Origin of the sequence: Stutzerimonas tarimensis, assembly GCF_042648805.1 — a bacterium.
GTDB classification, from domain to species: domain Bacteria; phylum Pseudomonadota; class Gammaproteobacteria; order Pseudomonadales; family Pseudomonadaceae; genus Azomonas; species Azomonas tarimensis.
Genome location: NZ_JBHRXZ010000022.1, coordinates 209,379 through 235,914, shown reverse-complemented (window position 1 = coordinate 235,914; position 26,536 = coordinate 209,379). Strand labels below are relative to the sequence as shown.

Sequence of the window (26,536 nt, the reverse complement as noted above, 5' to 3'; positions counted from 1 at the left end):
ACGTGATCGTACGCACCCTGGCAGAAGCCGAGCAGTCGGGCCGCAAGGTCGTCACCGAGACCTGGGACAGCACCCGCATGCTGCTCAAGGACGACAACATGGGCTTCTCGTTCCACATCACCACCATCTACGCCAAGACCGAGACCCGCATCTGGTATCAGAACCACCTGGAATCGGTGTACTGCATCAGCGGCGAAGGCGAGATCGAGACCCTGGCCGACGGCAAGGTCTATCCCATCGCGCCCGGCACCCTGTACATCCTCGACAAGCACGACGAGCACCTCTTGCGTGGCTTCACCGAGATGAAGATGGCCTGTGTGTTCAACCCGCCGTTGAACGGCAAGGAAGTCCACGACGAGAACGGCGTCTACCCGCTGGAAGCCGAGGCCATCTGAGCCGGTGGCGGCGGAAAAGGCTTCGCCGTCCTTCACCCTGCGCCTGACCCGACACCACCTCCGGGCCGCCTCGCTCGGCCCGATCCACAAGGAGGCCAGCATGCCCGCCATGCAACCCGACCTGTATCCCTCCCGCCAGCAGGACCAGCCCTCCCGGCAGGCGCGCATCGACCCGGTGGTGCACCGCACCGACCTGGAGAATGCGCCGATCGCCGCGTCCCGGATCGAGCGCTTCGAGCGCGACGGCTACCTGGTGGTGCCCAGCCTGTTCAGCGCCGAGGAAGTCGCGGTGTTTCGCGCCGAGATGGAGCGCATCCTCGCCGACCCGGCGGTCGCCGAATCGCCCAAGTCGATCCTGGAGCCCGACAGCGGCGCGGTACGCTCGGTGTTCGAGATCCACAAGGACAACCCGCTGTTCGCCCGGGTCGCCCGGGACCAGCGCACCGCCGGCATCGCCCGCTTCATCCTCGGCGGCGACCTCTACATCCACCAGTCGCGGATGAACTTCAAGCCAGGCTTCACCGGCCGCGAGTTCTACTGGCACTCGGACTTCGAGACCTGGCATGTGGAAGACGGCATGCCGCGTATGCGCTGCCTGTCCTGCTCAATCCTGCTGACCGACAACGAAACCTGGAACGGCCCGTTGATGCTGGTGCCTGGCTCCCACAAGCAGTACATCCGCTGCGTGGGCGCCACGCCGGAGAACCATTACGAGAAATCCCTGCGCAAGCAGGAGTTCGGCGTACCGGACAACGCCAGCCTCACCGACCTGGTCGCACGCCATGGCATTGACGTGGCCACCGGCCCGGCGGGCAGCGTGGTGTTCTTCGACTGCAATGTGCTGCACGGATCGAACGGAAATATCACCCCAGCGGCGCGCAGCAATCTGTTCTTTGTCTACAACCACATGGACAATAGGCTCCAGGCACCCTTTTGCGAGCAACCCCCGCGCCCGGCCTTTGTCGCCGAGCGCACGGATTTCACCCCGCTGGACATCCAGCCACAGCACTATCTGTGAAATCCTCCGGCCCGCGCAGGCGGGCCCGTTGGCCGGGCGCTGCCGGCCGAATCTTCCGGACAGGACCCCATGCATACCGTAGAAAAGATCGGCGGCACCTCCATGAGCCGCTTTCAGGAAGTACTCGACAATATATTCCTCGGCCCACGCCAGGACGACTCGCTCTATCAGCGGGTGTTTGTCGTCTCGGCCTATGCCGGCATGACCAACCTGCTGCTCGAACACAAGAAGACCGGCGAACCGGGTGTCTACCAGCGCTTTGCCGATGCCAGCGGCGGCGATGCCTGGCTTGCCGCACTCGACGGCGTGCGCCAGCAGATGCTCGAGAAGAACGCCGAGCTGTTCGAGGGGTTCGAGCGCCAGCAGGCCAACGCCTTCATCAACAAGCGCATCGATGATGCCGGCGATTGCATGCACAGCCTCAAGCGCCTCTGTGCCTACGGCCACTTCCAGCTCAGCGAGCACCTGATGAAGGTGCGCGAGATGCTCGCTTCCCTCGGCGAAGCGCACAGCGCCTTCAACACCGTGCTGGCGCTGAAGCAGCGTGGCGTCGCCGCGCGCCTGGTGGACCTCACCGGCTGGCACCGCGACGAGCCCTTGCCCTTCGAAGACATGATCCGCGACAGCTTCGCCGGGGCCGACTTCGAGCGCGAGCTGATCGTCGCGCCGGGCTACGCCCATTGCAGCGAAGGGTTGATGAACACCTTCGACCGCGGCTACAGCGAGATCACCTTTGCCCAGATCGCCGCCGCCACCGGTGCGCGTGAAGCGATCATCCACAAGGAATTCCACCTCTCCAGCGCCGACCCGAACCTGGTCGGGGCGGACAAGGTGGTGCCCATCGGCCGTACCAATTACGACGTCGCCGACCAGCTGTCGAACCTCGGCATGGAAGCCATCCATCCTCGCGCCGCCCGGACCCTGCGCCGCGCTGGCGTGGAGCTGCGGATCAAGAACGCCTTCGAGCCGGAGCACGACGGCACCCTGATCAGCCAGGGCTACCAGAGCGAGAAGCCCTGCGTGGAGATCATTGCCGGTCGCCGTGATGTCTTCGGCATCGAGGTGTTCGACCAGGAGATGCTCGGCGACCCGAGCCACGACATGGAAATCTCGGGCCTGCTGCGTCAGCTGAAGCTCTACGTGATCAACAAGGACTCCGACGCCAACAGCATCACCTGGTACGCCTGCGGCTCGCGCAAGCTGATCAATCGCGCGGCGCGGCTGATCGAGGAACGCTACCCGGCCGCCGAGGTGACCGTGCATAACGTGGCGATCGTGTCCGCCATCGGCTCGGACCTCAAGGTCAAGGGCATCCTCGCGCGCACCGTGGCGGCACTCGCCGAGGCCGGGATCAACATCCAGGCGGTGCACCAGTCGATCCGGCAGGTCGAGATGCAGCTGGTGGTCAACGAGGACGACTACCAGGCAGCAGTCGCGGCACTGCACAAGGCCCTTATCGAGCCGCACAACCACGGTGACGTGATCGCCGCAGCCTGAGCCTACCTTTACCTCTCGACCTCTACGCCGACTCGTTGCCCGGGTCGGCTGAACTTCCCGACAGGTTTTCCGGCCCTAATGAACACGCCATGCGATTCATCCGAGGAGGAAAACCCATGTCCGATCACCACACCTACAAGAAGGTCGAGATTGTCGGCTCGTCGCGCAACAGCGTCGACGAAGCGATTCAGAACGGCATCGCCCAGGCCGCACAGAGCCTGCACAACCTCGAGTGGTTCGAGGTGAGCGAGATCCGCGGGCACATCGAGGATGGCAAGGTAGGGCACTTTCAGGTGGGGATGAAGGTGGGATTCCGTCTCAACGGAAGCTGACCTTCCACCGGCGCGGGCGTCCTGCCCGCTCCGGCTTCTTGCCGGCCAAGGCCTAGCCAGGCCGGGTCTCTGCGTCCTCTGCGTCCTCTGCAGCGCTCATCCCTTCAGGCCCGGATGGTTCCAAGTCCTGCATCTGGTCCTGCACCACCTGCTCGTCGACGCGCGGATCGAGGGCGGCACTGAGCGGCGATCCGGCCGTGCTGTCGGGTAGCGCCACGTGATTCAGGGGCGCGTCCTCGACCTGATGCAGATTGGTCACCGCTCCCGGGCGCACGCGCCAGAGCAGCAACAGCCCGCAGGCACAGAAGAATGCATAGAGCATGTTCGGACCGTAATACTTCATCAGCACACCGACCAGCAGCGGACCGACACTGGCACCCACCCCGAAGGTGACCAGCAGCATCGCGGTCAGCGACACCCGCCGCTCCGCTTCGACATGATCGTTGGAGAAGGCCACCGCCAGTGGATAGAGGCTGAACTGCAACAGGCTGACCACGAAGGCCAGCGGCATCAGCGCCGCCAGCGGCAGGTCCGGCACCAGTGCCAGCGGCAGCGCCGTGAGTGTCAACAGCAAGGCGCAACCGCGGATCAACACCGCCCGGTCGCTGCGATCGGACAGCCAGCCCAGCGGCCATTGCACCAGCAGGCCGGCCAGGATGCAGCCGCCCATGAACAGCCCCACCTGCTCGGTTGCCAGGCCCACGCGGGTGGCATACAGCGGCGCCAGGCCGTAGAAGGCGCCGACGATCAGCCCCGAGGCGAGGGTGGTGGTCAGCGACTGAGGCACCCGCTCCATGAAGAAACGCGGCTCCAGCGGCGCCGGGTGCAGGGGCGCCGGGTGCAGCTTGCCGGTCAGCGCCACTGGCACCAGGCACAGGGAAAAGCACAGCGCGACCAGCATCAGCAGCTCAGGGCCGAGGGTCGGGTAGACCACCAGCACCAGCTGGCCGAGGATCAGGCCCAGGTAAGAGGAAGCCATGTAGCCGCTGAATACCAGGCCGCGCTGGCTGGCCTCGGCCTGCTCGTTGAGCCAGCTCTCGATGACCATGTACTGGCACATCATGCTCAGGCCGATCAGCATGCGCAGCAGCAACCAGGCAGGCAGCCAGTCGATCAGTCCGTGGCCGAGTACCGCCGCGGTGACCACCCCGGCACAGGCGACATAACCGCGGATGTGCCCGACCCGGCCGATAAGCCGATGACCGACCTTGCCGCCAAGCACCAGGCCGAGATAATTGGCCGCCATCAGCGCACCCACCCACAAGCCGTCCACCGTGGCCGACAACCGCAGCGCCAGGTAAGTATTGAGCAGACCCGAGCCGAGCAGCATCAGCAGGGTAGCGAGGTACAGCGCGCGAAAGGATTTCCAGACTGGCGGCATGGGTAGCTCTGAATGTTCCGAGAGAAGACTGCCCGGCAGGGATGCGCCGCATGATACGCCGGCCCCGCCCCGCCGCGACGCCCCCCAGCGAAGCCCGATGTCACCGCAGCGACCTCTCCGGTGGGATTGCCTGCCGCTCTTCGGCCGGCGGCGGACGGCCGCGCCATCGGCGCTGGTGCCCTGATAGAATGCGCAGATGACTGAAGACGATCTCTCCCTCCTGCTCAACGCCCTCAACGATGCCCAGCGCCAGGCTGTGGCCGCGCCCCTTGGCCAGCAACTGGTGCTGGCAGGTGCCGGCTCGGGCAAGACCCGGGTGCTGGTGCACCGCATCGCCTGGCTGATCCAGGTCGAGCACGCCTCGCCGCACTCGATCCTGTCGGTGACCTTCACCAACAAGGCCGCGCACGAGATGCGCCACCGCATCGAGCATCTGCTGGGCATCAACCCACAGGGTATGTGGGTCGGTACCTTCCATGGTCTGGCGCATCGCTTGCTGCGTGCCCACTGGCAGGAGGCGGGCCTGGCGCAGAATTTCCAGATCCTCGACTCCGACGACCAACAGCGGCTGGTCAAGCGGGTGATCCGCGAGCTGGGCCTTGACGAGCAGCGCTGGCCGGCGCGCCAGGCGCAGTGGTGGATCAACGGGCAGAAGGACGAGGGCCTGCGGCCGCAACACATCCAGCCGGCGGGCGATCTGTTTCTCGCCACCCAGTTGAAGATCTACGAAGCCTATGAAGCCGCCTGCGCCCGCGCCGGGGTGATCGACTTCTCCGAGCTACTGTTGCGCGCACTGGACCTCTGGCGCGACAAGCCCGGCCTGCTCGAGCATTACCAGCGGCGCTTCCGCCATCTGCTGGTGGACGAATTCCAGGACACCAACGCCGTTCAGTACGCCTGGCTGAGGCTGCTCGCCAAGGGCGGCGACAGCCTGATGGTGGTGGGCGACGATGACCAGTCGATCTACGGCTGGCGCGGAGCGAAGATCGAGAACATCCAGCAGTTCTGTAGCGATTTCCCGGACGCCGAAACGATCCGCCTGGAGCAGAACTACCGCTCCACCGCCTGTATCCTCAAGGCCGCCAACGCCCTGATCGCCAACAACCAGGGCCGCCTCGGCAAGGAACTCTGGACCTCCGGTTGCGATGGCGAACCCATCTCCCTGTATGCGGCCTATAACGAGCACGACGAGGCGCGCTATGTGGTCGAGGGCATCCAGCGTGGCATAAAGGAAGGTCTGGCCCGCCAGGAAATCGCCATTCTCTACCGCTCCAATGCCCAGTCGCGGGTCTTGGAAGAGGCCTTGCTCAGGGAGCGCATTCCGTACCGTATCTACGGCGGCCAGCGCTTCTTCGAGCGCGCCGAGATCAAGAACGCCATGGCCTACCTGCGCCTGATCCACACCCGCCACAACGATGCCGCGCTGGAGCGGGTGATCAACCTGCCGGCGCGCGGCATCGGCGAGAAGACGGTGGAAACCCTGCGCAGTTTCGCCCGCGCCAACGAGCTCTCGCTGTGGGCTGCCCTGCATCAGGCGATCGGCACCAAGGTGATTTCCGGCCGCGCCGCCAGTGCGCTGAACGGCTTTGTCGAGCTGGTCGATACCCTGGCGCTGAAAGTCGAGAAGATGACCCTGTCCCTGGCCACCCAGACCCTGATCGAACAGTCGGGCCTGCTGGCCTACCACCGCGACGAAAAGGGCGAGAAGGCCCAGGCACGGGTCGAGAACCTCGAGGAATTGGTCAGCGCCGCACGCGCCTTCGAGTACGAGGACCTGGAAGAAGGCCAGACCACACTGGAAGCCTTCCTCGACCATGCCTCGCTGGAGGCCGGCGAGCAGCAGGCCGGCGACCATGAGGACAGTGTTCAGCTGATGACCCTGCACAGTGCCAAGGGCCTTGAGTTTCCACTGGTATTTCTTGTCGGCATGGAGGAAGGCCTGTTCCCGCACAAGATGAGCCTGGAGGAATCCGGCCGCCTTGAAGAGGAGCGCCGCCTGGCCTATGTCGGCATTACCCGCGCCATGCAACAGTTGGTGATCACCTACGCCGAGACCCGGCGCCTCTACGGCAGCGAGACCTATAACAAGGTGTCGCGCTTTGTCCGTGAGATTCCGCCGTCGCTGCTGCAGGAGGTCCGGCTGTCCAATACCGTCAGCCGTCCCTATGGCGGGGCGGCCCAGAGCGGGCCGAGCTTTGCTGGCGCCGCAGTGCCGGAAACCCCGTTTTCACTCGGCCAGCGGGTGCGTCATGCACTGTTCGGCGAAGGCACCATCCTCAATTTCGAAGGGGCTGGTGCCCATGCGCGCGTACAGGTGAATTTCGAAAGCGAGGGCAGCAAATGGCTGATGCTGAGCTACGCCAAGCTCGAAATCGCCTGACCCTACGCGGCGCCTGGCGCCGCGCTGATTCACTTCCCACCAAGCATTCCAAGGGAACCCGATGAACCGCCGTCCCTTCCTTGGCCTCGCCGCCGCCCTGCTGGCCGCCCTAGTCGCAGGCTGCAACGACGACCAGCCCACCGGCCAGACCGCCGAACCACAAGAGACCTTCCGCTGGAAGATGGTCACCGCGTGGCCAAAGAACCATCCCGGCCTGGGCATCGCGGCCGAACGCTTTGCCGAGCGGGTCAATGCCATGAGCAATGGCCAGCTGACCATCCGCACCTACGCCGCCGGCGAGCTGGTGCCAGCGATGGAAGTCTTCGATGCGGTGTCGCGCAACACCGCGGAAATGGGCCATGGCGCGTCCTATTACTGGAAGGGCAAGACCCCGACGGCGCAGTTCTTCACGTCGGTGCCGTTCGGCCTGTCGACCCTGGAGATGAACGCTTGGCTGAGCCAGGGCGGCGGCCAACAGCTGTGGGAAGAGGCCTATGCGCCGTTCGGCGTGAAACCCCTCGCCGCGGGCAACTCGACGATGCAGATGGGCGGCTGGTTCAACCGGGAGGTCAATTCCCTTGAAGACCTGCGCCGACTGAAGATCCGCACCCCCGGCCTCGGCGGCGAGGTGCTCAGCCGCCTGGGCGCCACCACCGTGACTCTGCCCGGCGGAGAGGTGTTCACGGCGCTACAGACCGGCGCCATCGACGCCACCGACTGGGTCAGCCCCTATGACGATCTGGCCTTCGGCCTGCACAAGGTGGCGCGCTATTACTACTACCCCGGCTGGCAGCAACCCCAGGCGGTGATCGAGGTGCTGATCAATGAGACGGCCTGGGACAGCCTGCCGCCGCACCTGCAGGCCATCGTCAGCGAGGCTGCGCGGGCTGCCAACCTGGCAATGATGGACGACTACGTGTGGAATAACGCCCTCGCCTTGGAAGAGCTGCAGCGCCAGGGTGTGGAGCTGCGCCGCTTCCCCGACGAGGTGCTCGATGCCCTGCGCGAGGAATCGGAAAAGGTCGTCGCCGAACTGGCGGCACAATCCGAACTCAACGGACGTATCTGGGCCTCGATGAAAGCTTTCCAGGCGCAGGTCACGCCCATGCATGCACTGTCGGAAAAAGAACTCTACAACTGGCGCTAGCGCCAGTTCTGGCGAAGCGGGGCAAAAGCCGGAAACTATTTTTTTCTGGTATTGGCACGCTTTGCTCTCCAACATGACCCGCGTAGACAATCTTCGGGAAATCCGCATGCAACGTACGCTCAGTTTCTTCATGGCGTTTTGCGTCGCCCTGACCCTCAGCTTCGACGCTCATGCCAAGCGGTTCGGCGGCGGCAAGAGCTTTGGCGCGGCGCCAAGCCACCAGACCCGCCAGGTCCAGCAGCAACGTACCGACCAGAGCGCTGCCCAGCAGCCCGGCCGCCAGCAGCAGGCCGCCGGTGGTGCATCGCGCTTCCTCGGCCCCCTGGCCGGCCTTGCCGCCGGTGGCCTGCTCGCCGCCATGTTCATGGGTGGCGCCTTCGAGGGCCTGCAGATCTTCGACATACTGATCTTTGGCGCCATCGCCTTCCTGCTGTTCCGCTTCCTGCGTAGCCGACGGCAGCAGCAGCAACCGGCCGTGGCCGGACCCGCCGGAATGCACCGCGAAGCGCCCCCTGCCGCACCGACGTCGATCTTTGGCGGCGGCGCAGCGCCTGTGGCCGCCGCCGCACCGGTGATCAACGCCCCGGCCTGGTTCGATCAGACACGTTTCATCGAGGCGGCGCGCGAGCACTTCCTCTCGCTGCAACAGCACTGGGATGCCAACGAGATGGACAAGGTGGCCGAGTTCGTCACCCCGCAACTGCTGGAGTTTCTCAAGCGTGAGCGGGCCGAGCTGGGCGAGGGCTACCAGTCCACCTACGTGGACAACCTCGAAGCGGTATTGGACGGTGTCGATGACACCCACGACAACACCATTGCCACCCTGACCTTCAGCGGCGTCGCCAAGAGCTCGCGCTTCGACGAAGGCGAGCCGTTCAGCGAGAGCTGGCGGATGGAGCGGGCCCAGGGCGAGAACCAGCCCTGGCTCATCGCCGGGATCCGCCAGAACGGCTGATCTTCGCGTCGAATCCGAAAGGCCGGCTGAGCGATCAGCCGGCCTTTTTGGTTTACCGCCTGGTATCGCGCCAACGCTGCTGCGGTTCCCAGGCCATGGCAAAGGCGCCGACGACGCTTGCAGGCTGCAGGCGCGATCACGGAAGCTAACGATCTCTCAGTCGAGTTTCCAGCCATGCCTGCTTCCACCCCTCGCCTGCCGATCATCGCGCTCGCCACACTGATGGTGCTCGGCCTGGTCTGCAGCCTCTGGCTGGCTGGTCACATGGCTGAGCGACGGCTACTGGAGGCGCGGGCGCAGGAAGCCCAGGGGCAACTGGACCTGTATGCCCAGGCCATCCACACGCAAGTTGAACGCTCTCGCGCGGTGCCGGCCCTGCTCGCGCTGGACGAGCCGATCCGAGATCTGCTGCAGCACCCGAACGATTCCTCGCTGCGCCAGGCACTCAACAGGCGTCTGGAGCAGCAGAATCGGGCAGCGGGTTCGACCGTCCTCTATCTCCTGGATCGTCAGGGAACCACCCTGGCCGCCAGCAACTGGCGGGAGCCGAGCAGTTTCGTTGGCAACAACTACGGCTTTCGTCCCTATTTCCAAGACGCGATCAGCCAGGGTTCGGGACGTTACTTCGCCGTCGGCGTGACCACCGGCGTCCCAGGCTATTTCCTGTCGCATCTGGTGGCCAATGCCGCCGGCGAGCTCCTCGGCGTACTGGTGGTGAAGCTGGAACTCGAAGCCATGCAGCGGGACTGGGCTGCCCAACCCGGCATCCTGCTGGTGGCCGACTCGCTGGATATCGTCATTCTCAGCAACCGGCCCTCCTGGCGCTTTCGCCATCTGCGCCCTCTCGACGACGATATCCTGGCACGCCTGGTCGCTGCCCGGCGCTATGCCGAACAGACCCTCAAGCCCTTGCCCACCCAGCGCCTGACGACCCTGGGAGACGGCAGCGAGCTCAAACGTGTCGAAGGGCCGGAGGGTCCTCAACGCTATCTCTGGCAATCTTTGCCCATGCCCGAGGAAGGCTGGACCCTCTATCTCCTGCAGGAGCCGCAGGGCGCGCAGAGCCAGCTGGCACCGCGGATGGCAGCCGCCGCCGTCTGGCTCGCCCTCTGCTTTCTGCTGCTGTTTCTCGCCCAGCGACGCAAGACCCACCGGCTAGAACAGTACAGCCGCAGCGAACTGGAGCGCCTGGTGGCAGTGCGCACCGCCGAATTGCGCACGACCCAGGACGAACTGGTGCATGCCGCGCGCATGGCCGCGCTCGGGCAGATGTCGGCAGCGCTGGCGCATGAGGTGAACCAGCCACTGACCGCACTGCGCATGCAGCTCGGCAGCCTGCATCTGCTGCTGGCCAGTGGGCGGACTGACGAGGCGCACGCCGGGCTCGACCAGGCCGAGCGGCTGATCGAGCGCATGGCCGCACTGACCTCGCATCTCAAGGCCTTTGCCCGCAAGAGCCCGGCCGGATTGCGCGAGCGCCTCGACCTGCTGCGGGTGCTCGATCAGGCCCTGCTACTGCTTTCAGCGCGCATCCGCAGCGAAGGCGTGGTAATCAGCCATGATCTGACACCCGGTCTGCTGGTCGGCGGCGACGCGATCCGCCTGGAGCAGGTACTGATCAACCTGCTGCAAAACGCTCTCGACGCCATGCAGGACTGCCCCGAGCGGCACCTGAACATTAATGCCTGGCGCGAAGGCGGACATTGCTACCTGAGCGTTGCCGACAGCGGCGCAGGCATCGCCAACGACGATCTGGATCGGGTGTTCGAGCCCTTTTTCACCACCAAGCCGGTGGGACAGGGCCTCGGGCTGGGCCTGGCGGTATCCTATGGCATCGTTCGCGACCTTGGCGGCAACCTTGAGGCACGCAACCGCAGCGAAGGCGGCGCCGCGTTCACCCTGCGCCTGCCGGCCGTGGAGCTGGACATCGCCCGGTCCGCCAGCCAGCCGACCCCGTCCGGCGCCTAGGCCGAACCTGCTGCGGGCAGCCTGGTTCAGCCTCCAGCAGTGGGCCGGCCTCGATCACTCACCATCAACAAACCAGAGACCCGACCATGCAGGCTCTTTTCATCGACGACGAAGCCGCCATTCGCCAGGCCGTTCAGCAATGGCTCGAACTCTCCGGCTGGCAGGTGCGCACCTGCGCCAGTGCCAGCGAAGCGCTGGGGCTGCTGACTCGTGATTACCCCGGGGTAGTGGTCAGCGATGTCCGCATGCCTGATCTCGACGGCCTGGCACTGCTGGACAGGCTCGTGGCGCTGGATGCGGAATTGCCGGTGGTCATGGTCACCGGTCATGGCGACGTGCCCATGGCGGTCCAGGCACTGCGTCAGGGTGCCTACGACTTCATCGAGAAACCCTTTACCCCCGAGCGCCTGCTCGACAGCCTCAGACGCGCCCAGGACAAACGCAAGCTGGTGATGGAAAACCGCCAGCTTCGTGAGCAGTACGCCCGCAAGGACCGCATCGAATCGCAGCTTCTTGGCGTCTCCCGGGCCATGGAGCAGTTGCGTCGGCAGGTATTGGAACTGGCGGGTACCAACGTCAACCTGCTCATCCGCGGCGAAACCGGCTGTGGCAAGGAGCGCGTCGCCCGCTGCCTGCACGACTTCAGCCCGCGCGCCGAGCGACCCTTCGTTGCACTCAACTGTGCGGCCATCCCGGACAGCATCTTCGAGAGCGAGCTGTTCGGTCACGAAAGCGGCGCCTTCACCGGGGCCCAGGGCAAGCGAATCGGGCGGATCGAGCACGCCAATGGTGGCAGCCTGTTTCTCGACGAGGTGGAAAGCCTGCCGCTGGCGCAACAGGCCAAGCTGCTGCGCGTGATCCAGGAGAAGACGCTGGAGCGGCTCGGTTCGAACCGCAGCATCCAGGTCGACCTGAGGGTCATCAGCGCGGTCAAGCCGGACCTCCACGATGAAGTGCGCGCTGGACGCTTTCGAGAGGATTTGCTGTATCGACTGAATGTCGCCGAGATCCAGATCCCCCCTTTGCGCGAGCGGCGCGAGGACATTCCGCTGCTGTTCGAGCATTTCGCCAGCCAGGCCGCCCAGCGCCACGGCCGCGAGCCGCGGCCGCTGCAGCCACGCGAACTGGCCGACCTGCTGGCCCACGACTGGCCAGGCAATGTGCGTGAATTGACCAACGCGGCCGAACGCCACGCTCTGGGCATCGGCAGCCGCGACACCGACGCGTCGGACGACCAGTCCCTGACAGCGCAGATGGAGCGCTTCGAGACGCAGTGCCTGCAACGCGCGCTGCAGCACTGTCGCGGCAACATCGCCGAAGTCATGACCCTGCTGCAGCTGCCGCGCCGGACGCTCAATGAAAAGATGCTGCGCCACGGCCTGAGCCGGGGTGACTTTCTGCCGGCCGGGCAGGATGAGGAATAGACTGGACGCTGGAGTCTCGTGCCGTACGGCTGCGCAGGCAATGGGCTCGGCTCCTGAGCGGGCCGGCAGCGCCTGAACACGGTGGGCCGAAGCCCACGCGACAGAACCGCATCGGCGGCATTCCGCGTATCGAATCACGGCCATTGGCAAGAATCCGCCGATTCCGCCCTCTCTAGAGCCTCTCCCTGAGGTAAAAACCGGCACGGCTTTTGCGAAGGTGATTGTCCACGTGGTTGTCAAAAGACAATGACAAGCGCAGCCACGCCCAGCGGTTCCCCGCTCCGTCCGCCGCGCTTGTCTGCCGCCCGTCCCGGCTTCGTCTATGGTCAGTCACGCGAGCTCATAACAACGAAACGGAGTGTTTCCCCATGAAACTGACCAAACGCCTGGGCCTTTTCGCCGCTGCGGCCGCCCTGACTGCCAGCACCGCGGCCGTCGCCGCTCCCACCTTCATCAACATCCTTACCGGGGGTACCAGCGGCGTCTACTATCCGATCGGGGTCGCCCTGTCGCAGTTCTATGACCGCATCGACGGCGCCCGCACCTCGGTCCAGGCGACCAAGGCTTCCGTGGAAAACCTCAACCTGCTGCAGGCCGGCCGGGGTGAACTGGCCTTCTCCATCGGCGACTCGGTGTCCGACGCCTGGGCCGGCGTGGAAGACGCCGGCTTCAAGCAGCCACTGACCAAGCTGCGCGCAATCGCCGGCATCTACCCGAACTACATCCAGGTAGTGGCCAGCCGCGAGTCGGGCATCAAGACCCTGGAAGACCTCAAGGGCAAGCGCATCTCCGTGGGCGCGCCGCGCTCGGGTACCGAACTCAACGCTCGCGCCATCTTTGCGGCTGCCGGCATGTCCTACAAGGACATGGGCCGGGTCGAATTCCTGCCCTATGCCGAGTCGGTGGAGCTGATCAAGAACCGCCAGCTCGATGCCACACTGCAGTCGTCCGGCCTGGGCATGGCAGCGATCCGCGACCTCGCCTCGACCATGCCGATCACCTTTGTGGAGATCCCCGCTGAAGTGGTGGAAAAGATCGGCAACCCCGTCTACCAGTCCATGGTCATCCCGGCCAATACCTATGACGGCCAGACCGCCGACGTGCCTACCGCCGCCATCACCAACATTCTGGTGACCCATGATGGCGTCTCGGAAGAAGTGGCCTACCAGATGACCAAGCTGATGTTCGACAACCTCGAGCGTCTGGGCACCTCGCATTCGGCTGCCCGCGACATCACGCTTGAAGATGCCCCGAAGAACCTCCCCATCCCGCTGCATCCGGGTGCTGAACGCTTCTACAAGGAAGCGGGCGTCCTGAACTGACCGAAAGGTCCTGCCGGCTCGCTCGACGAGCCGGTCCTTGCGCTGTACAAGAGGTCACCATCCCATGAGCGAACATCAGCAGGGACTGGGGGAGAACCCCGGTACTTGGCCGAAGGCGCTGTTTGCCGTCGCCCTTCTGTTTTCCACTTTCCAGATCATTACCGCCGCCTTTCACCCGGTGTCCTCGCAGGTCCTGCGCGCGACCCATGTGGGCTTCCTGCTGTTGGTAGTGTTTCTCAGCTTTCCCGTAGCGGGCAAGGGACGCCCCTGGCAACCCATGGCCTGGCTGCTGGGCCTCGCCGGCATGGCCACAGCGGTGTACCAGTGGTATTTCGAGGCCGACCTGATCCAGCGCTCCGGTGACCTGACGACGGGCGATTTCATCATCGGCATCGTGCTCACCGTGCTGATCTTCGAAGCCGCCCGCCGCGTGATGGGCTGGGCCCTGCCGGTCATCTGCGGGTTGTTTCTCGCCTACGCCATGTTCGGCCAGCATCTGCCGGGGGACCTGGCCCACCGGGGCTACTACTTCGACCAGATCATCAACCAGCTGGCCTTCGGCACCGAGGGCTTCTACGGCACACCGATCTATGTCTCGGCGACCTATATCTTCCTGTTCATCCTGTTCGGCGCCTTTCTCGAACAGGCCGGAATGATCAAGCTGTTCACCGACTTCGCCATGGGCCTGTTCGGCCACAAGACCGGCGGACCGGCCAAGGTCTCGGTGGTTTCCTCGGCGCTGATGGGCACCATCACCGGCTCCGGCGTGGCCAACGTGGTGACCACCGGCCAGTTCACCATCCCGCTGATGAAGCGCTTCGGCTATCGCGCTGCCTTTGCCGGTGGGGTGGAATCCACCGCCTCCATGGGCAGCCAGATGATGCCGCCGGTGATGGGCGCGGTGGCCTTCATCATGGCCGAGACCATCAACGTGCCCTTCCTCGAAGTGGCCAAGGCGGCCCTGCTACCAGCCCTGCTCTACTTCGGCTCGGTGTTCCTGATGGTCCATCTGGAAGCCAAGCGCGCCGGCCTCAGGGGCCTGCCGAAAGACGAATGCCCGAACCCCTGGGCGGCGGTGAAGCAGCGCTGGTTCCTGCTGCTCCCGCTGGGCGTGCTGATCTATCTGCTGTTCTCCGGACGCACGCCACTGTTCTCCGGCATGGTCGGCCTGTCGCTCACCGCCATCGTCATCCTCGGCTCGGCGATCATCCTCAGGTTTTCCTCGTTCTGGCTACGCATGGCCTTCTGGGTGGCGCTGGGCATTCTCTGCGCCGGTTTCTTCCAGGCGGGCATCGGAGTGATCTTCGGGGTCATCGGCCTGCTGGTGGCGGCCTGCTTCTTCGTCAAAGGTGGGCGGGAGACTTTGGTGCTGTGCCTGTACGCCATGGTCCAGGGCGCCCGCCATGCAGTGCCGGTGGGGATCGCCTGCGCCCTGGTGGGGGTGATCATCGGCGTGGTCTCGCTGACCGGCGTGGCCTCGACCTTTGCCGGTTACATTCTGGCCATCGGCGAGGAAAACCTGTTCCTCTCTCTGGTACTGACGATGCTGACCTGTCTGGTACTGGGGATGGGCATCCCGACCATCCCCAACTACATCATCACCAGTTCCATCGCCGCACCGGCCCTGCTCGACCTGGGCGTGCCGCTGATCGTCTCGCACATGTTCGTCTTCTACTTCGGCATCATGGCCGACCTGACTCCACCGGTGGCACTGGCCTGCTTTGCTGCCGCGCCGATCGCCAAGGAGAAGGGGCTGAAGATCAGCATGTGGGCAATCCGCATCGCCATTGCCGGCTTCCTCGTGCCCTTCATGGCGGTCTACAACCCGGCGCTGATGATGCAGGGCGACAGCCTGCTGGCTACCGCCTTCATGTTCGCCAAGGCGGCCTTCGCCATCGGCCTGTGGGGCGTGGTGTTCACCGGGTACCTTGCCCGCCATCTCGCCTGGTGGGAGCGGATCCTGGCCTTTGTCGCCGGTGGCACCATGATCCTGGCCATGCCGATCACCGACGAGATCGGCTTCGCCCTGGGCGCACTGTTCCTCGCCCAGCACTTCTGGCGTGCGCGCCGCGCCGCACCGGCGATCGCGTGATCGGCTTGTGTCTTGGCCTGGCAGGGGCGGTGTGGGCAATGTTGCCCCTGCCGGCCTTTACCCTGGCCTGGACACACAGCATCGAGAAGATCCGCTGGGAGGAGGATTACCAGGTCAGCCCGGCCGGGCTGGTCATCCTCTCGGCCCGGGTCAGGGGCACCGGTGCCGGCATGGAGATCCCCGAGGGTGCCATTCTGCGCGACGGCGCCTGGCACTACCCGGTCAGACTACCGCCACTGCAGCCTTTGCGGGTCGGCCGTACTCCGCAAGCCGGCGACTACGAGATCTGCATCGAGGGTGAATGTCATGCGCTGAGCCGGTGGCTGGGGCCGCCGGATGCGGCGCAGCCGTCGCTGGAGCTCTGGAGCTGCGAAACCTAGTCGCACCGGAGTCCTGCCGCAGGGGTGCCGATTCGCTGCTAGAGTTCTGCTCACCCCCGTCGAAAGGAGTCTTGCCCGTGAACGCTCGCACCCTTGCCGTCGCCCTGACGGCCAGTCTCTTCGCCACCGGCCTGGCAGCACAAACCGTGGAACCAGGCCTCTGGGAGTTCACCTCGAGCAACATGCAGGTCGATGGTCAGCCGCTGCCGGACCTGCAGGAGATGCTAGGCGCCATGGCGCCGGAACAGCGACAGATGATGGAGCAGATGATGCTCGATAGCGGCGTGCAGCTGGGCACCCAGGGCATTCGGGTGTGCCTGACCGAGGAGCAGGCCCAGGCCGATGAGCTGCCCCTGTATGACCCGGAGTCAGACTGCCGCCAGGAGATTACCGAACGGGGCGCCGACCACTGGGCGTTTCGCTTCGACTGCCCGGACGCCAAGGGGGAAGGCGAGGTGCGCTTCAGCGGGAGACGTGCCTTCACCACGCGCGTCGAATCCACCCTTGACGTTGGCAGCGAGACCCAGCGCGGCAGCATGGAAACCCATGCACGCTGGATTCAGGCCGATTGCGGTGACGTCCGACCGGTGGAATGAGCCCCTGGCGTTCCACGTGGAACTAGCGAAAGCCCGTCCAGACGCCTCCGCTCTGCTGCTCACAGGCGGGCTTGAGATAGCGCGCATCGCTGGGCACGCCGTAGTAGTAGATGTCCTGCTGGTAGGGCATGCCGCCAACCCGGGCATTGCGGCAGGCGCCAAAATAGCCAATGGGGCACTGTTCCACCCGGGTCACTTCCACCTTCTGCCCCTGCAGGCGTGGCTGGCAGAATCCCTTGTGGAACATCTCCGATGGAATGCTGCGGTTCTGCTGACAGACCTTCACCTCCACCCGCTCACCCTGACTGTGGATGATGCAGGCATCGGCGAGCGACTGGCTGCTCGCCAGCAGTAAAACAGACAGAATCAACAGACGCATGGGTCCCTTCCTCCACAAGGCCGCGCTACTCTACAGCGCCCGACGCAGCCATGGCTGAAAAGATGCTGAGCCAGATCCCCACGCACCTGATCGCCGGTTCACTGGGCGCCGGCAAGACCAGCCTGATCCGCGCCTTGCTGGCGCAGAAGCCAGCCGCCGAACGTTGGGCTGTACTGATCAACGAGTTCGGCTTGGTCGGCCTCGACGCTGCGCTGCTGCAGGGCAGCGACGCCAGCGTCGCCGAGATCCCCGGTGGCTGCCTCTGTTGTGTCAATGGCCTGCCCTTCCAGGTTGGACTCGGTCGTCTGCTGCGCCAGGCCAGGCCCGACCGGCTGCTGATCGAACCCTCCGGGCTGGGGCATCCGGACACCTTGCTGGCGCAATTGGCCGAGCCGCCCTGGCGTGGGGTGCTCGCCCTGCAACCGCCGGTCGTGGTGATGGATGCCACGGCCCTGGCAGCCGGAGAGCCCTTGCCCGAGCAGCAGACCGGTACCCTCGCCGCTGCCGGGCTATTGGTGCTGAACAAGAGCTGCCATCTGGACAGTCCCAGCCGCCAGGCACTGTTGCGCCAGCTGCCGGTCGTGCCGGCAGTCTGGACCGACCACGGCCAGTTGCCCTTGCAACACCTGCCTGGTCATGAATGTCAGCCGGCCGCGACAGCCGCAAGCCTCGCGGTTCCAGACAGCCAGCCGGCCCCCGGCATGCTCTGGAGCGACCCCGCCCAGGCGCTGTGCCAGGTGCAGGCTAGCGATGCCGGCTGGAGCATCGGCTGGCGCTGGCATCCGAGTCAGCGCTTCGACCTGCAACGGGTATCCGCCTGGCTGGACGGGCTGGACTGGCGGCGGGCCAAGCTGGTATTGCGCGACGACAGTCGCTGGTACTCGGCCAATGCCGTCGACGGGCAAAGGCTGGTCTTCAAGCCTAGCGAATGGCGAAAGGATTCAAGACTCGAGCTCATCTTCACCGAGGCGCGCGACGCGGCCAGTCTGACCGCCGGGCTGAGCGTCTGTGTGCGATCGCTCAGTCCCGACGCGGTGAGCGCTCGCGACGCCAGTCGGCCAGCACCACCACCTGGGCCCGCTCGGCCGGCGCCGGTTCGGCAGCGCACGGCTGATAGGGATGCGGTGCCAATTCGATGTAACCCACCCGCGGACCAAACATGACAATGGTACCGGGATGCCGCTGTTCACCGGTCACGGTGAACTCGAAGCCGTAGACGCGGGCCAGGCGTCGCTGACCCCGTGCATCATTGACCAGACCAAGCCGGCGGAAGGCGACATTGCCGTCGAGCAGCTCCACCGCCTCCTTGTCGCAATGTCGACGCACCGCCGCCAGGGCGCGCTCGCGTATGCCATAGGCGTGCCAGAGCCACGCACCAAGCGTGGCCAGCAGCAGGAACAGGGTCAGATTGCCGAACGTGATCATGGCGTTTCACTCACTTCAGTACGACAGGCGGGTCATCTCAGCTCTCCAGCCAGACATCACGCACCCAGTGCCAAACGGAATCCCAGGTTTCGTCGGTCATGGCTTCCTCGCCGCCGTCCCAACGCAACACCTGGCCTTCGACATCCACCAGGTAGTAATCGTCCCCGTCCTGGCACAGGGGCACGAGATCGCGGGGTACCCCCACGTCCCAGGCATTGGCGGCGACATCCGGCAGATAGGTATGCGACTGCGGATCGGTCGCCGTGACCGGTTCGAGCCGTCCGTACACCACATCGCTGACCATGAGCAGGAATTCGCGCAGGTCGAACGGCAGATTGATCAGCAGCTCTTCCTCGATTTCCACCAGCCGATCGTCATCGGGCAGCTCCAGCGGTACCGGTACCTTCTCGTTCTGCTCACGCAGCTGGTCAATCACCTCTTCCACAACTCATCTCCCCAAGACAACGACGCCATTTTACGGCGTTATGAGTCAACAAATCCGCCGCTGAAACCTTCTATCGAGCGATTCCTACAAAAAGTCTGGGGCTTCCAGTGATTAATTCGAGATTAGCAGCCGACATCACAAAAGCCATGAACCTGACCCTTGGAGCGGTCTCGCCTAGCTTTGCACTCGCCGTTAATGAAAGCGTCACCGATACCGAGGACAGAAAAATCTGATACAGCCGCGAAATTAATTCAGAGACCGTCGGTCGGAATGAAAACAGGGCAATGTGCCGCTACTAACATGGCTCAAATACACAAGGAGCGGGTCAAGGGCCCGACCGCAAATGGATTTCAGCACCGTTCTTTCGAGTATCGACGAGAGTGCATTGTTACACCTGGCCGAACGGATGGACCGCGAAGGTTACGCGGTTCTGGAACATGTTCTTAGTGACGACGAGCTGCAACGGGCACGGGATTATGTGGCCCAACAGGTGGCAGTGCATGGCCATCGATATTTTTCAGTGCATGGCGTGGAAGCGCTGGACGATACGCTGCTGGGAAGCTTTGCTCGCTTGCCCCTCTTTCACCGCTTGTTATCTGAGCTCTACCGGCAAGGCCTTGACCACAATCCCGACCCGGATGAGCGGATGTTTCCGGTCCTGCGCTGCCTGGCCGGTCATAATGGACGCAAGCAGGCGCACTTCTATCATTTTGACGCTACTGCAGTTACAGCCCTGCTACCGGTGGTCATCCCGGACGACGGGCCGTATCGTGGAGATCTGTTCATATTCCCCAACCTGCGTAGGTTCCGCCGCAATGTTCTGATCAACATGCTGGAAAAAAGCCTCCTGCAGAACACCTTTAGCCAGCGCCTGATCGCCCATGGAATAAGGCGCGGCCTGCTCCGCCCCATCACTGTCCGGCTCGTACCAGGGCATCTCTACCTTTTCTGGGGCTACCGGAGCCTGCATGGCAATGACGAGTGTGACCCTCGTCTGCTAAGAGCCACGGCGCTCTACCATTTCGGCGATGTCCACCGAAGCAGCGCCTTGGCACGCCGAGTGCTGGGCTCCAACAAGCGCGAGGCCAAACTCGATCACGACGGCCTGCGGCCATCGACCCTCCGCCCGGAAACCCCTTATCAGGCACAGGAGCCCCCTCCGCTGATCAGGCCCGAGCCATTGGACTCGGAGCCATCCTGATCATCACTCCACAGTCACGCTCTTGGCCAGGTTGCGTGGCTGATCGACATCGGTGCCCTTGAACACCGCCACGTGATAGGAGAGCAGCTGCAGCGGAATGGTGTAGAGGATCGGCGCCAGCGCATCACTGATGTGCGGCATGTTCACCAGGCGGATGCCCTCGCCGTTTTCCAGTCCGGCGCGCACGTCGGCGAACACGATCAGCTCGCCGCCGCGGGCGCGGACTTCTTGCAGATTGGACTTGAGCTTTTCCACCAACTCGTTGTTCGGCGCCACGGTCACCACCGGCATGTCGCTGTCCACCAGCGCCAGCGGGCCGTGCTTGAGCTCGCCGGCCGGATAGGCCTCGGCGTGAATATAGGAGATCTCCTTGAGCTTGAGGGCACCCTCCATGGCCACCGGGTACTGGGCGCCGCGACCGAGGAACAGCGTGTGATGCTTGTCGGCAAAGAATTCGGCGACCTGTTCGATGACCGCATCCATCGCCAGGGCCTCGCCAAGCCGCGTTGGCAGACAGCGCAGTTCGCTGACCAGCTCAGCCTCGACCCCTCTGTCCAACGTGGCACGTGCCTGCCCCAGTGACAGGGTGAGCAGCATCAATGCCACCAGCTGGGTGGTGAAGGCCTTGGTGGAAGCCACACCGATCTCGGGCCCGGCCTGGGTCAACAGGGTCAGGTCGGATTCACGCACCAGCGAGCTAATGGCCACATTGCAGATCGCCAGGCTGGCCAGGTAGCCGGCGTCCCGGGCATTGCGCAGCGCCGCCAGGGTGTCTGCCGTCTCGCCCGATTGGGAAATGCTGACGAACAGGCTGTCCGGCTGCACCGCCACCTTGCGATAACGGAATTCGCTGGCCACCTCGACCTGGCACGGCACCCCGGCCAGTTCTTCCAGCCAGTAGCGAGCCACCATGCCGGCATGGTAGCTGGTACCACAGGCGACGATCTGCACGTTGCGGACCCTGGCAAACAGCTCGGCGGCCCCTGGCCCGAAGGCCTCGACCAGCACCTGGCCATCGCCCAGCCGCCCTTCGAGGGTGCGCCGCACCACCCGCGGCTGCTCGTGGATTTCCTTGAGCATGAAGTGGCGGTACTCGCCCTTGTCGGCGGCCTCGGCGCCCTCGTGGTACTGCACCGTCTCGCGCTGCACCGCCTCGCCCGCAAGGTTCCAGATCTGCAGGCTGTCGCGACGGATTTCGGCGATGTCGCCCTCTTCCAGATAGACGAAGCGGTCGGTGACCTGGCGCAAGGCGAGCTGGTCGGAGGCGAGGAAGTTTTCTCCCAGGCCCAGACCAATCACCAGCGGGCTGCCGCTGCGGGCTGCCAGCAGGCGATCCGGCTGGGCGGCACTGACCACCGCCAGGCCATAGGCCCCATGCAGTTCAGGAATCGCCGCCTTCAGCGCGGCGGTCAGATCGCCGAGGGTGCTCAGCTTGTGGTGCAGCAGGTGGACGATGACTTCGGTGTCGGTGTCCGAGGTGAACACATACCCCAGGGCAGCGAGCTCGCGCCGCAGCGCCTCATGATTTTCGATGATGCCGTTGTGCACCACGGCCAGGCCATCGCCGGAGAAATGCGGATGGGCGTTACGCTCACTGGGTGCGCCGTGGGTGGCCCAGCGGGTGTGGGCGATGCCCAGGCGACCGCCGAGTCCGTTCACGCGCAGGGCCTGGTCGAGTTCGGCCACCTTGCCGTTGCGACGCAACCGCTTGAGCTGCCCCTGGGCGTCGAGCACCGCCACGCCAGCGCTGTCGTAGCCGCGATACTCGAGGCGTTTGAGACCTTCAAGCAGGATCGGACTGATGTTTCGTTCAGCAATGGCGCCCACGATGCCGCACATGCGATCTCTCCTAGGATAGGGATGACGGGCTGGCACAGATCACGCGCACGTCCCGTTGTTCGAGGCTCGCACGCACATCCGCGGGCAGCCTGTCGTCGGTGATGAAGGTGTGTACACGCTGCCAGGGCAGTTCCAGGTTCGGCATGCGCCGGCCGATCTTGTCCGACTCGGCCATGACAATGACCTCACGGGCGACCTCGGCCATGACCTGGGAGAGCCCCAGCAACTCGTTGAAGGTGGTGGTGCCTCGTTCCAGGTCGATGCCATCGGCACCGATGAACAGCTGGTCGAAGTCGTAGGAGCGCAGGACCTGCTCAGCCACCTTGCCCTGGAAGGACTCCGAATGCGGGTCCCAGGTGCCGCCGGTCATCAGTAGCACCGGCTCATGCTCCAGTTCACGCAGCGCATTGGCGACATGCAGGGAATTGGTCATGACCACCAGCCCGGCCTTGTGACCGATCTCCGGAATCATCGCCGCCGTGGTACTGCCACTGTCGATGATTACCCGGGCATGCTCGCGGATGCAGCCGGCGGCCGCACGAGCGATGGCCTGCTTGAACGGCGACACAGGGCCGAGGGGATCGCCCACGAGCTCCTGCGGAACGGGCACCGCCCCGCCGTAACGACGCAACAGCAAGCCATTGCGCTCCAGCGCGGTGAGATCCTTGCGAACGGTAACTTCCGAAGTTTCGAAGCGTTTCGCCAGCGCATCGACACTCACCTCGCCCTGCTCGGAGAGCAACGCGAGAATGGCGTGGCGACGCTGCGGGGTGTTGCGTTTCGACATAAGTTTCGATTCGGAAGATAATGCTGACGAATCAAAACATAAGCGCCTTGAAAGGCGCAAGTTGAAAGCTGCGCATGAGGGGCGTTCAGCCTTCTGCAAGGCCCTCCCTGGCTTTTGCTTGTAGCTGGTGGCTTCCTCTTAGCGCTGCTTTTTCGGCCTCTGCCATCCCTCGATGTTGCGTTGGCGCCCCCGCGCCACGGCGAGATTCCCGGCTGGCACATCCAGGGTGACGGTGGAACCCGCAGCGGTGGTGGCACCATCACCAAGGGTGACAGGAGCCACCAGAGCGCTGTTCGAGCCGATGAACACGTCCTCGCCCATCACGGTGCGGTGCTTGTTCGCACCGTCATAGTTGCAGGTGATGGTGCCCGCGCCAATGTTCGTGCGCGCCCCGATCAGCGCGTCGCCCAGGTAACTCAAGTGGCCGGCCTTGGCACCCTCGCCAAGCTCGGCGTTCTTCACCTCGACGAAGTTGCCCACATGGGCACCGGCCTTGAGCACTGCGCCTGGCCGCAGTCGTGCAAAGGGCCCGCAGTCGGCGCCCTCGCCCAACTCGGCGCCGTCGAGATGGCTGCTGGCCTTGACCTTCGCGCCACGACGCAGGTTGCTGTCCTTGATCACGCAATGTGGGCCAATCTCGACACCGTCCTCGATGACCACCCGACCCTCCAGGATCACGTTGATATCGATCATCACGTCCCGCCCTGCCTCGACCTGTCCCCGCACGTCCAGCCGGGAAGGATCCCGCAGCGTCACGCCCTGAGCCATCAGCTGCCGGGCGACGCGCTGCTGGTAGTGGCGTTCGAGCTGGGCAAGCTGAATGCGGTCGTTCGCCCCCTGCACTTCCATCTCCTCGGCGGGTTGCTCGGTGGCGACCCGCAAGCCATCGGCCACAGCCATGGCAATGACGTCGGTCAGGTAATACTCGCCCTGGGCATTGTCGTTGCCGAGCCGGCCCAGCCAGTCGGCCAGACGTCCGGCCGGTACCGCGAGAATTCCGGTATTGCCCTCCCGAACGGCGCGCTGCGCAGGCGTGGCGTCCTTGTGTTCGACGATCGCCTGAACCTCGCCCTTGGCGTCTCGGATGATGCGACCGTAGCCGGTCGGATCGGCAAGCTCCACGGTCAGCAGGGCAAGCTGCCGATCCTCGACCTTGAGCAACAGCCGCTCGAGCGTCGCGGCTTCGATCAGCGGCACGTCGCCGTAGAGGATCAGCACCCGTTCGGCACCGAGCGCTGGCAAGGCCTGGGCCACCGCGTGACCAGTACCCAGCTGTTCGGCCTGGAGCACGAAATTGACATCCTCGGCCGCCAGTCGACTCCGTACCTGCTCGGCGCCATGCCCGATCACCACGTGGATGCCCCCTGGCTGAAGCTGGCGCGCGGTCTCGATGACATGACCAAGCATCGATTGCCCGGCGATGGGGTGCAGCACCTTGGGAAGCGCCGAGCGCATGCGAGTGCCTTGGCCGGCGGCGAGGATGACGATATCGAGGGACATCAGGCTGATCCTAAAGCTGACATGTGAAGACAGGGCCCATTGTCATGATTGCAACCGGGGCCCTAACCGGACGACAGCATAACCGGCCACCCGGGGAAGTCGTGCCGTGGCGGAAAAAGAAAAGGGTAGCCGAGGCTACCCTTTTCCAGCGCGGCGAACCGCCGGTCAGTGACGACCGTACTTCTTGCGCAGGCTCTCGATGGTCCGCAGCTGGGCAGCGGCCTCGGCCAGACGCGCAGCGGCCGAACCGTAATCGAAGTCGGCGCCCTTCTCGTTGATCGCCTTTTCGGCGTCACGAACGGCCTGCTTCGCAGCGGCTTCGTCCAGGTCGCGAGCGCGGGTACCGGTGTCGGCCAGCACCTTCACCATATCCGGCTGGACCTCGATGAAGCCTCCGGAGATGTAGAAGATCTCTTCCTCGCCACCCTGCTTGATGACCCGCACCGGACCCGGCTTGAGGTCGGTCAGCAGCGGCGCGTGGCCCGGCAGGAAGCCCAGGTCACCGTTGTGACCATGGGCGACGACCATTTCCACCAACCCCGAGAACAGCTCTTCTTCCGCACTGACGATATCGCAATGCACTGACATAGCCATACAAATGCCTCGGTTGACAGGTCAGACGGAGCGGACCCCGCCTTTCCCGATCGGGCGCCCTCGCGGGCGCGCCACGTTACAGTTTCTTGGCTTTCTCGATGGCTTCTTCGATACCGCCGACCATGTAGAAGGCCTGTTCCGGCAGGTGATCGTAGTCGCCGTTGAGGATGCCTGCGAAGCCGCGGATGGTTTCCTTCAGCGACACGTACTTGCCCGGAGCACCGGTGAAGACTTCAGCCACGAAGAACGGCTGGGACAGGAAGCGCTGGATCTTGCGCGCGCGGGATACCAGCTGCTTGTCGGCTTCGGACAGTTCGTCCATGCCGAGGATCGCGATGATGTCCTTCAGCTCCTTGTAGCGCTGCAGCACGTACTGGACGCCGCGAGCGGTGTCGTAGTGCTCCTGGCCGATCACCAGCGGATCCAGCTGGCGCGAGGTGGAGTCGAGCGGATCGACCGCCGGGTAGATACCCAGGGAGGCGATGTCGCGGGACAGTACCACGGTGGCGTCCAGGTGGGCGAAGGTGGTCGCCGGGGACGGGTCGGTCAAGTCGTCCGCAGGTACGTAAACGGCCTGAACGGAAGTGATCGAGCCCTTCTTGGTCGACGTGATGCGCTCCTGCAGAACGCCCATCTCTTCGGCCAGGGTCGGCTGATAACCCACCGCGGACGGCATACGGCCCAGCAGTGCGGATACTTCGGTACCGGCGAGGGTGTAACGGTAGATGTTGTCGACGAACAACAGGACGTCACGGCCTTCGTCACGGAATTTCTCGGCCATGGTCAGGCCGGTCAATGCCACGCGCAGACGGTTGCCCGGCGGCTCGTTCATCTGGCCATAGACCAGGGCGACCTTGTCGAGAACGTTGGAGTCCTTCATCTCGTGGTAGAAGTCGTTCCCTTCACGGGTACGCTCACCCACGCCCGCGAACACGGAGTAACCGCTGTGTTCCATGGCGATGTTGCGGATCAGCTCCATCATGTTGACGGTCTTGCCCACGCCGGCACCGCCGAACAGGCCGACCTTACCACCCTTGGCGAACGGGCAGACCAGGTCGATTACCTTGATGCCGGTTTCCAGCAGGTCGTTGCCGCCAGCCTGCTCCGAATAGCTCGGTGCAGCGCGGTGAATCGTCCAGCGCTCTTCTTCACCGATGGGGCCGGCTTCGTCGATGGGGTTACCCAGTACGTCCATGATACGGCCGAGGGTGGCCACGCCGACCGGAACGGCAATACCGGTACCGGTGTTGTTCACGTCCAGGCCACGCTTGAGGCCCTCGGTGGAACCCATGGCGATGGTCCGGACAATGCCGTCGCCCAGCTGCTGCTGGACTTCCAGGGTGGTTTCCGCGCCGACGACTTTCAGCGCGTCGTAGACGTTCGGTACCTGATCGCGTGAAAACTCCACGTCGATGACGGCGCCGATGATTTGAACGATACGTCCGCTACTCATTTCTGGTTCCTCTGAATATTTGAACC

23 protein-coding genes and 1 pseudogene are annotated in these 26,536 nt (G+C 64.5%); 15 read left to right on the top strand and 9 right to left on the bottom strand.

Features of this window, described 5'->3' with window-relative positions:
• Window positions 1-2: 2 nt before the first annotated feature.
• The 4 genes from ACFOMF_RS10255 to ACFOMF_RS10240 all read left to right on the top strand — a co-directional run bounded on the left by ACFOMF_RS10255 (window position 3) and on the right by ACFOMF_RS10240 (window position 3,242).
• Window positions 3-395: an ectoine synthase gene (locus ACFOMF_RS10255; protein WP_386364441.1), complete on the top strand. Its 393-nt coding sequence runs from the start codon at window positions 3-5 to the stop codon at window positions 393-395.
• 109 nt (window positions 396-504) lie between these two features.
• Complete coding sequence (thpD, locus tag ACFOMF_RS10250) at window positions 505-1,413, top strand: ectoine hydroxylase (RefSeq protein WP_386365799.1); 909 nt, start codon at window positions 505-507, stop codon at window positions 1,411-1,413.
• Between the two features lie 69 nt (window positions 1,414-1,482).
• Window positions 1,483-2,910 carry an aspartate kinase gene (locus ACFOMF_RS10245; RefSeq protein ID WP_386364440.1) on the top strand — a complete coding sequence of 476 codons (1,428 nt, stop codon included), beginning with the start codon at window positions 1,483-1,485 and terminating at the stop codon, window positions 2,908-2,910.
• A 116-nt stretch (window positions 2,911-3,026) separates the two neighbouring features.
• Complete coding sequence (locus ACFOMF_RS10240) at window positions 3,027-3,242, top strand: dodecin (RefSeq protein WP_386364438.1); 216 nt, start codon at window positions 3,027-3,029, stop codon at window positions 3,240-3,242.
• A gap of 52 nt (window positions 3,243-3,294) precedes the next feature.
• Here ACFOMF_RS10240 and ACFOMF_RS10235 read toward each other — a convergent pair whose 3' ends face one another.
• Window positions 3,295-4,623, bottom strand: a complete 1,329-nt coding sequence (locus tag ACFOMF_RS10235) for an MFS transporter (protein ID WP_386364436.1) — start codon at window positions 4,621-4,623, stop codon at window positions 3,295-3,297.
• A 196-nt stretch (window positions 4,624-4,819) separates the two neighbouring features.
• Between ACFOMF_RS10235 and uvrD the strand changes: the two genes are divergently transcribed.
• From uvrD to ACFOMF_RS10190, 9 genes are all read left to right on the top strand, one after another.
• Window positions 4,820-7,003 (top strand): DNA helicase II, encoded by a 2,184-nt coding sequence (gene uvrD / locus ACFOMF_RS10230; protein WP_386364434.1) that lies wholly within the window; start codon window positions 4,820-4,822, stop codon window positions 7,001-7,003.
• A 61-nt stretch (window positions 7,004-7,064) separates the two neighbouring features.
• Window positions 7,065-8,150: a TRAP transporter substrate-binding protein gene (locus ACFOMF_RS10225; RefSeq protein ID WP_386364432.1), complete on the top strand. Its 1,086-nt coding sequence runs from the start codon at window positions 7,065-7,067 to the stop codon at window positions 8,148-8,150.
• A 106-nt stretch (window positions 8,151-8,256) separates the two neighbouring features.
• Window positions 8,257-9,105 (top strand): Tim44 domain-containing protein, encoded by an 849-nt coding sequence (locus ACFOMF_RS10220; RefSeq protein ID WP_386364430.1) that lies wholly within the window; start codon window positions 8,257-8,259, stop codon window positions 9,103-9,105.
• 174 nt (window positions 9,106-9,279) lie between these two features.
• A complete protein-coding gene (locus ACFOMF_RS10215; RefSeq protein WP_386364428.1) occupies window positions 9,280-11,073 on the top strand; it encodes a sensor histidine kinase in 1,794 nt (597 codons plus the stop codon).
• 86 nt (window positions 11,074-11,159) lie between these two features.
• On the top strand, window positions 11,160-12,497 hold the full coding sequence (locus ACFOMF_RS10210) for a sigma-54-dependent transcriptional regulator (protein WP_386364426.1): 1,338 nt from the start codon (window positions 11,160-11,162) through the stop codon (window positions 12,495-12,497).
• A 368-nt stretch (window positions 12,498-12,865) separates the two neighbouring features.
• On the top strand, window positions 12,866-13,819 hold the full coding sequence (locus ACFOMF_RS10205; RefSeq protein WP_386364424.1) for a TAXI family TRAP transporter solute-binding subunit: 954 nt from the start codon (window positions 12,866-12,868) through the stop codon (window positions 13,817-13,819).
• Between the two features lie 64 nt (window positions 13,820-13,883).
• Window positions 13,884-15,911, top strand: coding sequence for a TRAP transporter permease (locus tag ACFOMF_RS10200; RefSeq protein ID WP_386364422.1), 2,028 nt, complete (start codon window positions 13,884-13,886; stop codon window positions 15,909-15,911).
• Window positions 15,908-16,291, top strand: coding sequence for a DUF1850 domain-containing protein (locus tag ACFOMF_RS10195; protein ID WP_386364420.1), 384 nt, complete (start codon window positions 15,908-15,910; stop codon window positions 16,289-16,291). Before ACFOMF_RS10200 ends, ACFOMF_RS10195 begins: the two co-directional genes overlap by 4 nt.
• Window positions 16,292-16,368: 77 nt before the next feature.
• Window positions 16,369-16,887 (top strand): DUF3617 domain-containing protein, encoded by a 519-nt coding sequence (locus tag ACFOMF_RS10190; protein WP_386364419.1) that lies wholly within the window; start codon window positions 16,369-16,371, stop codon window positions 16,885-16,887.
• A gap of 22 nt (window positions 16,888-16,909) precedes the next feature.
• On the opposite strand, the gene ACFOMF_RS10185 is transcribed toward ACFOMF_RS10190, so the two are convergent.
• Window positions 16,910-17,266 (bottom strand): NADH:ubiquinone oxidoreductase, encoded by a 357-nt coding sequence (locus ACFOMF_RS10185; RefSeq protein ID WP_386364417.1) that lies wholly within the window; start codon window positions 17,264-17,266, stop codon window positions 16,910-16,912.
• A gap of 62 nt (window positions 17,267-17,328) precedes the next feature.
• Between ACFOMF_RS10185 and ACFOMF_RS10180 the strand changes: the two are divergent.
• Window positions 17,329-18,276: pseudogene (locus tag ACFOMF_RS10180) on the top strand (CobW family GTP-binding protein); the annotation flags it as partial.
• Window positions 18,277-18,286: 10 nt separating this feature from the next.
• Here the strand turns inward: ACFOMF_RS10180 and ACFOMF_RS10175 are convergent.
• Window positions 18,287-18,691 (bottom strand): DUF3301 domain-containing protein, encoded by a 405-nt coding sequence (locus ACFOMF_RS10175; protein WP_386364415.1) that lies wholly within the window; start codon window positions 18,689-18,691, stop codon window positions 18,287-18,289.
• A 37-nt stretch (window positions 18,692-18,728) separates the two neighbouring features.
• On the bottom strand, window positions 18,729-19,136 hold the full coding sequence (locus ACFOMF_RS10170; RefSeq protein WP_386364413.1) for an SMI1/KNR4 family protein: 408 nt from the start codon (window positions 19,134-19,136) through the stop codon (window positions 18,729-18,731).
• A 343-nt stretch (window positions 19,137-19,479) separates the two neighbouring features.
• Between ACFOMF_RS10170 and ACFOMF_RS10165 the strand changes: the two genes are divergently transcribed.
• The gene (locus ACFOMF_RS10165) at window positions 19,480-20,337 is read left to right on the top strand and encodes a hypothetical protein (protein WP_386364411.1); all 858 of its coding nucleotides are present in this window, start codon (window positions 19,480-19,482) and stop codon (window positions 20,335-20,337) included.
• Between the two features lie 3 nt (window positions 20,338-20,340).
• On the opposite strand, the gene glmS is transcribed toward ACFOMF_RS10165, so the two are convergent.
• From glmS to atpD, 5 genes are all read right to left on the bottom strand, one after another.
• Entirely contained in the window at window positions 20,341-22,176 is a 1,836-nt protein-coding gene (gene glmS, locus ACFOMF_RS10160; RefSeq protein ID WP_386364409.1) for a glutamine--fructose-6-phosphate transaminase (isomerizing), read from the bottom strand.
• 10 nt (window positions 22,177-22,186) lie between these two features.
• On the bottom strand, window positions 22,187-22,963 hold the full coding sequence (locus ACFOMF_RS10155; protein ID WP_386364407.1) for a DeoR/GlpR family DNA-binding transcription regulator: 777 nt from the start codon (window positions 22,961-22,963) through the stop codon (window positions 22,187-22,189).
• 138 nt (window positions 22,964-23,101) lie between these two features.
• The gene (gene glmU / locus ACFOMF_RS10150) at window positions 23,102-24,463 is read right to left on the bottom strand and encodes a bifunctional UDP-N-acetylglucosamine diphosphorylase/glucosamine-1-phosphate N-acetyltransferase GlmU (protein WP_386364405.1); all 1,362 of its coding nucleotides are present in this window, start codon (window positions 24,461-24,463) and stop codon (window positions 23,102-23,104) included.
• 165 nt (window positions 24,464-24,628) lie between these two features.
• The gene (locus tag ACFOMF_RS10145; RefSeq protein ID WP_386365797.1) at window positions 24,629-25,051 is read right to left on the bottom strand and encodes a F0F1 ATP synthase subunit epsilon; all 423 of its coding nucleotides are present in this window, start codon (window positions 25,049-25,051) and stop codon (window positions 24,629-24,631) included.
• Window positions 25,052-25,133: 82 nt separating this feature from the next.
• Window positions 25,134-26,510, bottom strand: coding sequence for a F0F1 ATP synthase subunit beta (atpD, locus tag ACFOMF_RS10140; RefSeq protein ID WP_386364403.1), 1,377 nt, complete (start codon window positions 26,508-26,510; stop codon window positions 25,134-25,136).
• Window positions 26,511-26,536 lie beyond the last annotated feature (26 nt).

Excerpts from the sequence above, each read along its gene's own strand:
- ACFOMF_RS10245 (WP_386364440.1), top strand. The coding sequence starts at position 1,483 with ATGCATACCGTAGAAAAGATCGGCGGCACCTCCATGAGCCGCTTTCAG.
- uvrD (WP_386364434.1), top strand. The coding sequence starts at position 4,820 with ATGACTGAAGACGATCTCTCCCTCCTGCTCAACGCCCTCAACGATGCC.
- ACFOMF_RS10220 (WP_386364430.1), top strand. The coding sequence starts at position 8,257 with ATGCAACGTACGCTCAGTTTCTTCATGGCGTTTTGCGTCGCCCTGACC.
- ACFOMF_RS10215 (WP_386364428.1), top strand. The coding sequence starts at position 9,280 with ATGCCTGCTTCCACCCCTCGCCTGCCGATCATCGCGCTCGCCACACTG.
- ACFOMF_RS10145 (WP_386365797.1), bottom strand. The coding sequence starts at position 25,051 with ATGTCAGTGCATTGCGATATCGTCAGTGCGGAAGAAGAGCTGTTCTCG.
- ACFOMF_RS10200 (WP_386364422.1), top strand. The coding sequence starts at position 13,884 with ATGAGCGAACATCAGCAGGGACTGGGGGAGAACCCCGGTACTTGGCCG.
- ACFOMF_RS10165 (WP_386364411.1), top strand. The coding sequence starts at position 19,480 with ATGGATTTCAGCACCGTTCTTTCGAGTATCGACGAGAGTGCATTGTTA.
- ACFOMF_RS10235 (WP_386364436.1), bottom strand. The coding sequence starts at position 4,623 with ATGCCGCCAGTCTGGAAATCCTTTCGCGCGCTGTACCTCGCTACCCTG.
- glmS (WP_386364409.1), bottom strand. The coding sequence starts at position 22,176 with ATGTGCGGCATCGTGGGCGCCATTGCTGAACGAAACATCAGTCCGATC.
- ACFOMF_RS10155 (WP_386364407.1), bottom strand. The coding sequence starts at position 22,963 with ATGTCGAAACGCAACACCCCGCAGCGTCGCCACGCCATTCTCGCGTTG.
- ACFOMF_RS10205 (WP_386364424.1), top strand. The coding sequence starts at position 12,866 with ATGAAACTGACCAAACGCCTGGGCCTTTTCGCCGCTGCGGCCGCCCTG.
- thpD (WP_386365799.1), top strand. The coding sequence starts at position 505 with ATGCAACCCGACCTGTATCCCTCCCGCCAGCAGGACCAGCCCTCCCGG.
- ACFOMF_RS10175 (WP_386364415.1), bottom strand. The coding sequence starts at position 18,691 with ATGATCACGTTCGGCAATCTGACCCTGTTCCTGCTGCTGGCCACGCTT.
- ACFOMF_RS10240 (WP_386364438.1), top strand. The coding sequence starts at position 3,027 with ATGTCCGATCACCACACCTACAAGAAGGTCGAGATTGTCGGCTCGTCG.
- ACFOMF_RS10210 (WP_386364426.1), top strand. The coding sequence starts at position 11,160 with ATGCAGGCTCTTTTCATCGACGACGAAGCCGCCATTCGCCAGGCCGTT.
- atpD (WP_386364403.1), bottom strand. The coding sequence starts at position 26,510 with ATGAGTAGCGGACGTATCGTTCAAATCATCGGCGCCGTCATCGACGTG.
- ACFOMF_RS10185 (WP_386364417.1), bottom strand. The coding sequence starts at position 17,266 with ATGCGTCTGTTGATTCTGTCTGTTTTACTGCTGGCGAGCAGCCAGTCG.
- glmU (WP_386364405.1), bottom strand. The coding sequence starts at position 24,463 with ATGTCCCTCGATATCGTCATCCTCGCCGCCGGCCAAGGCACTCGCATG.
- ACFOMF_RS10225 (WP_386364432.1), top strand. The coding sequence starts at position 7,065 with ATGAACCGCCGTCCCTTCCTTGGCCTCGCCGCCGCCCTGCTGGCCGCC.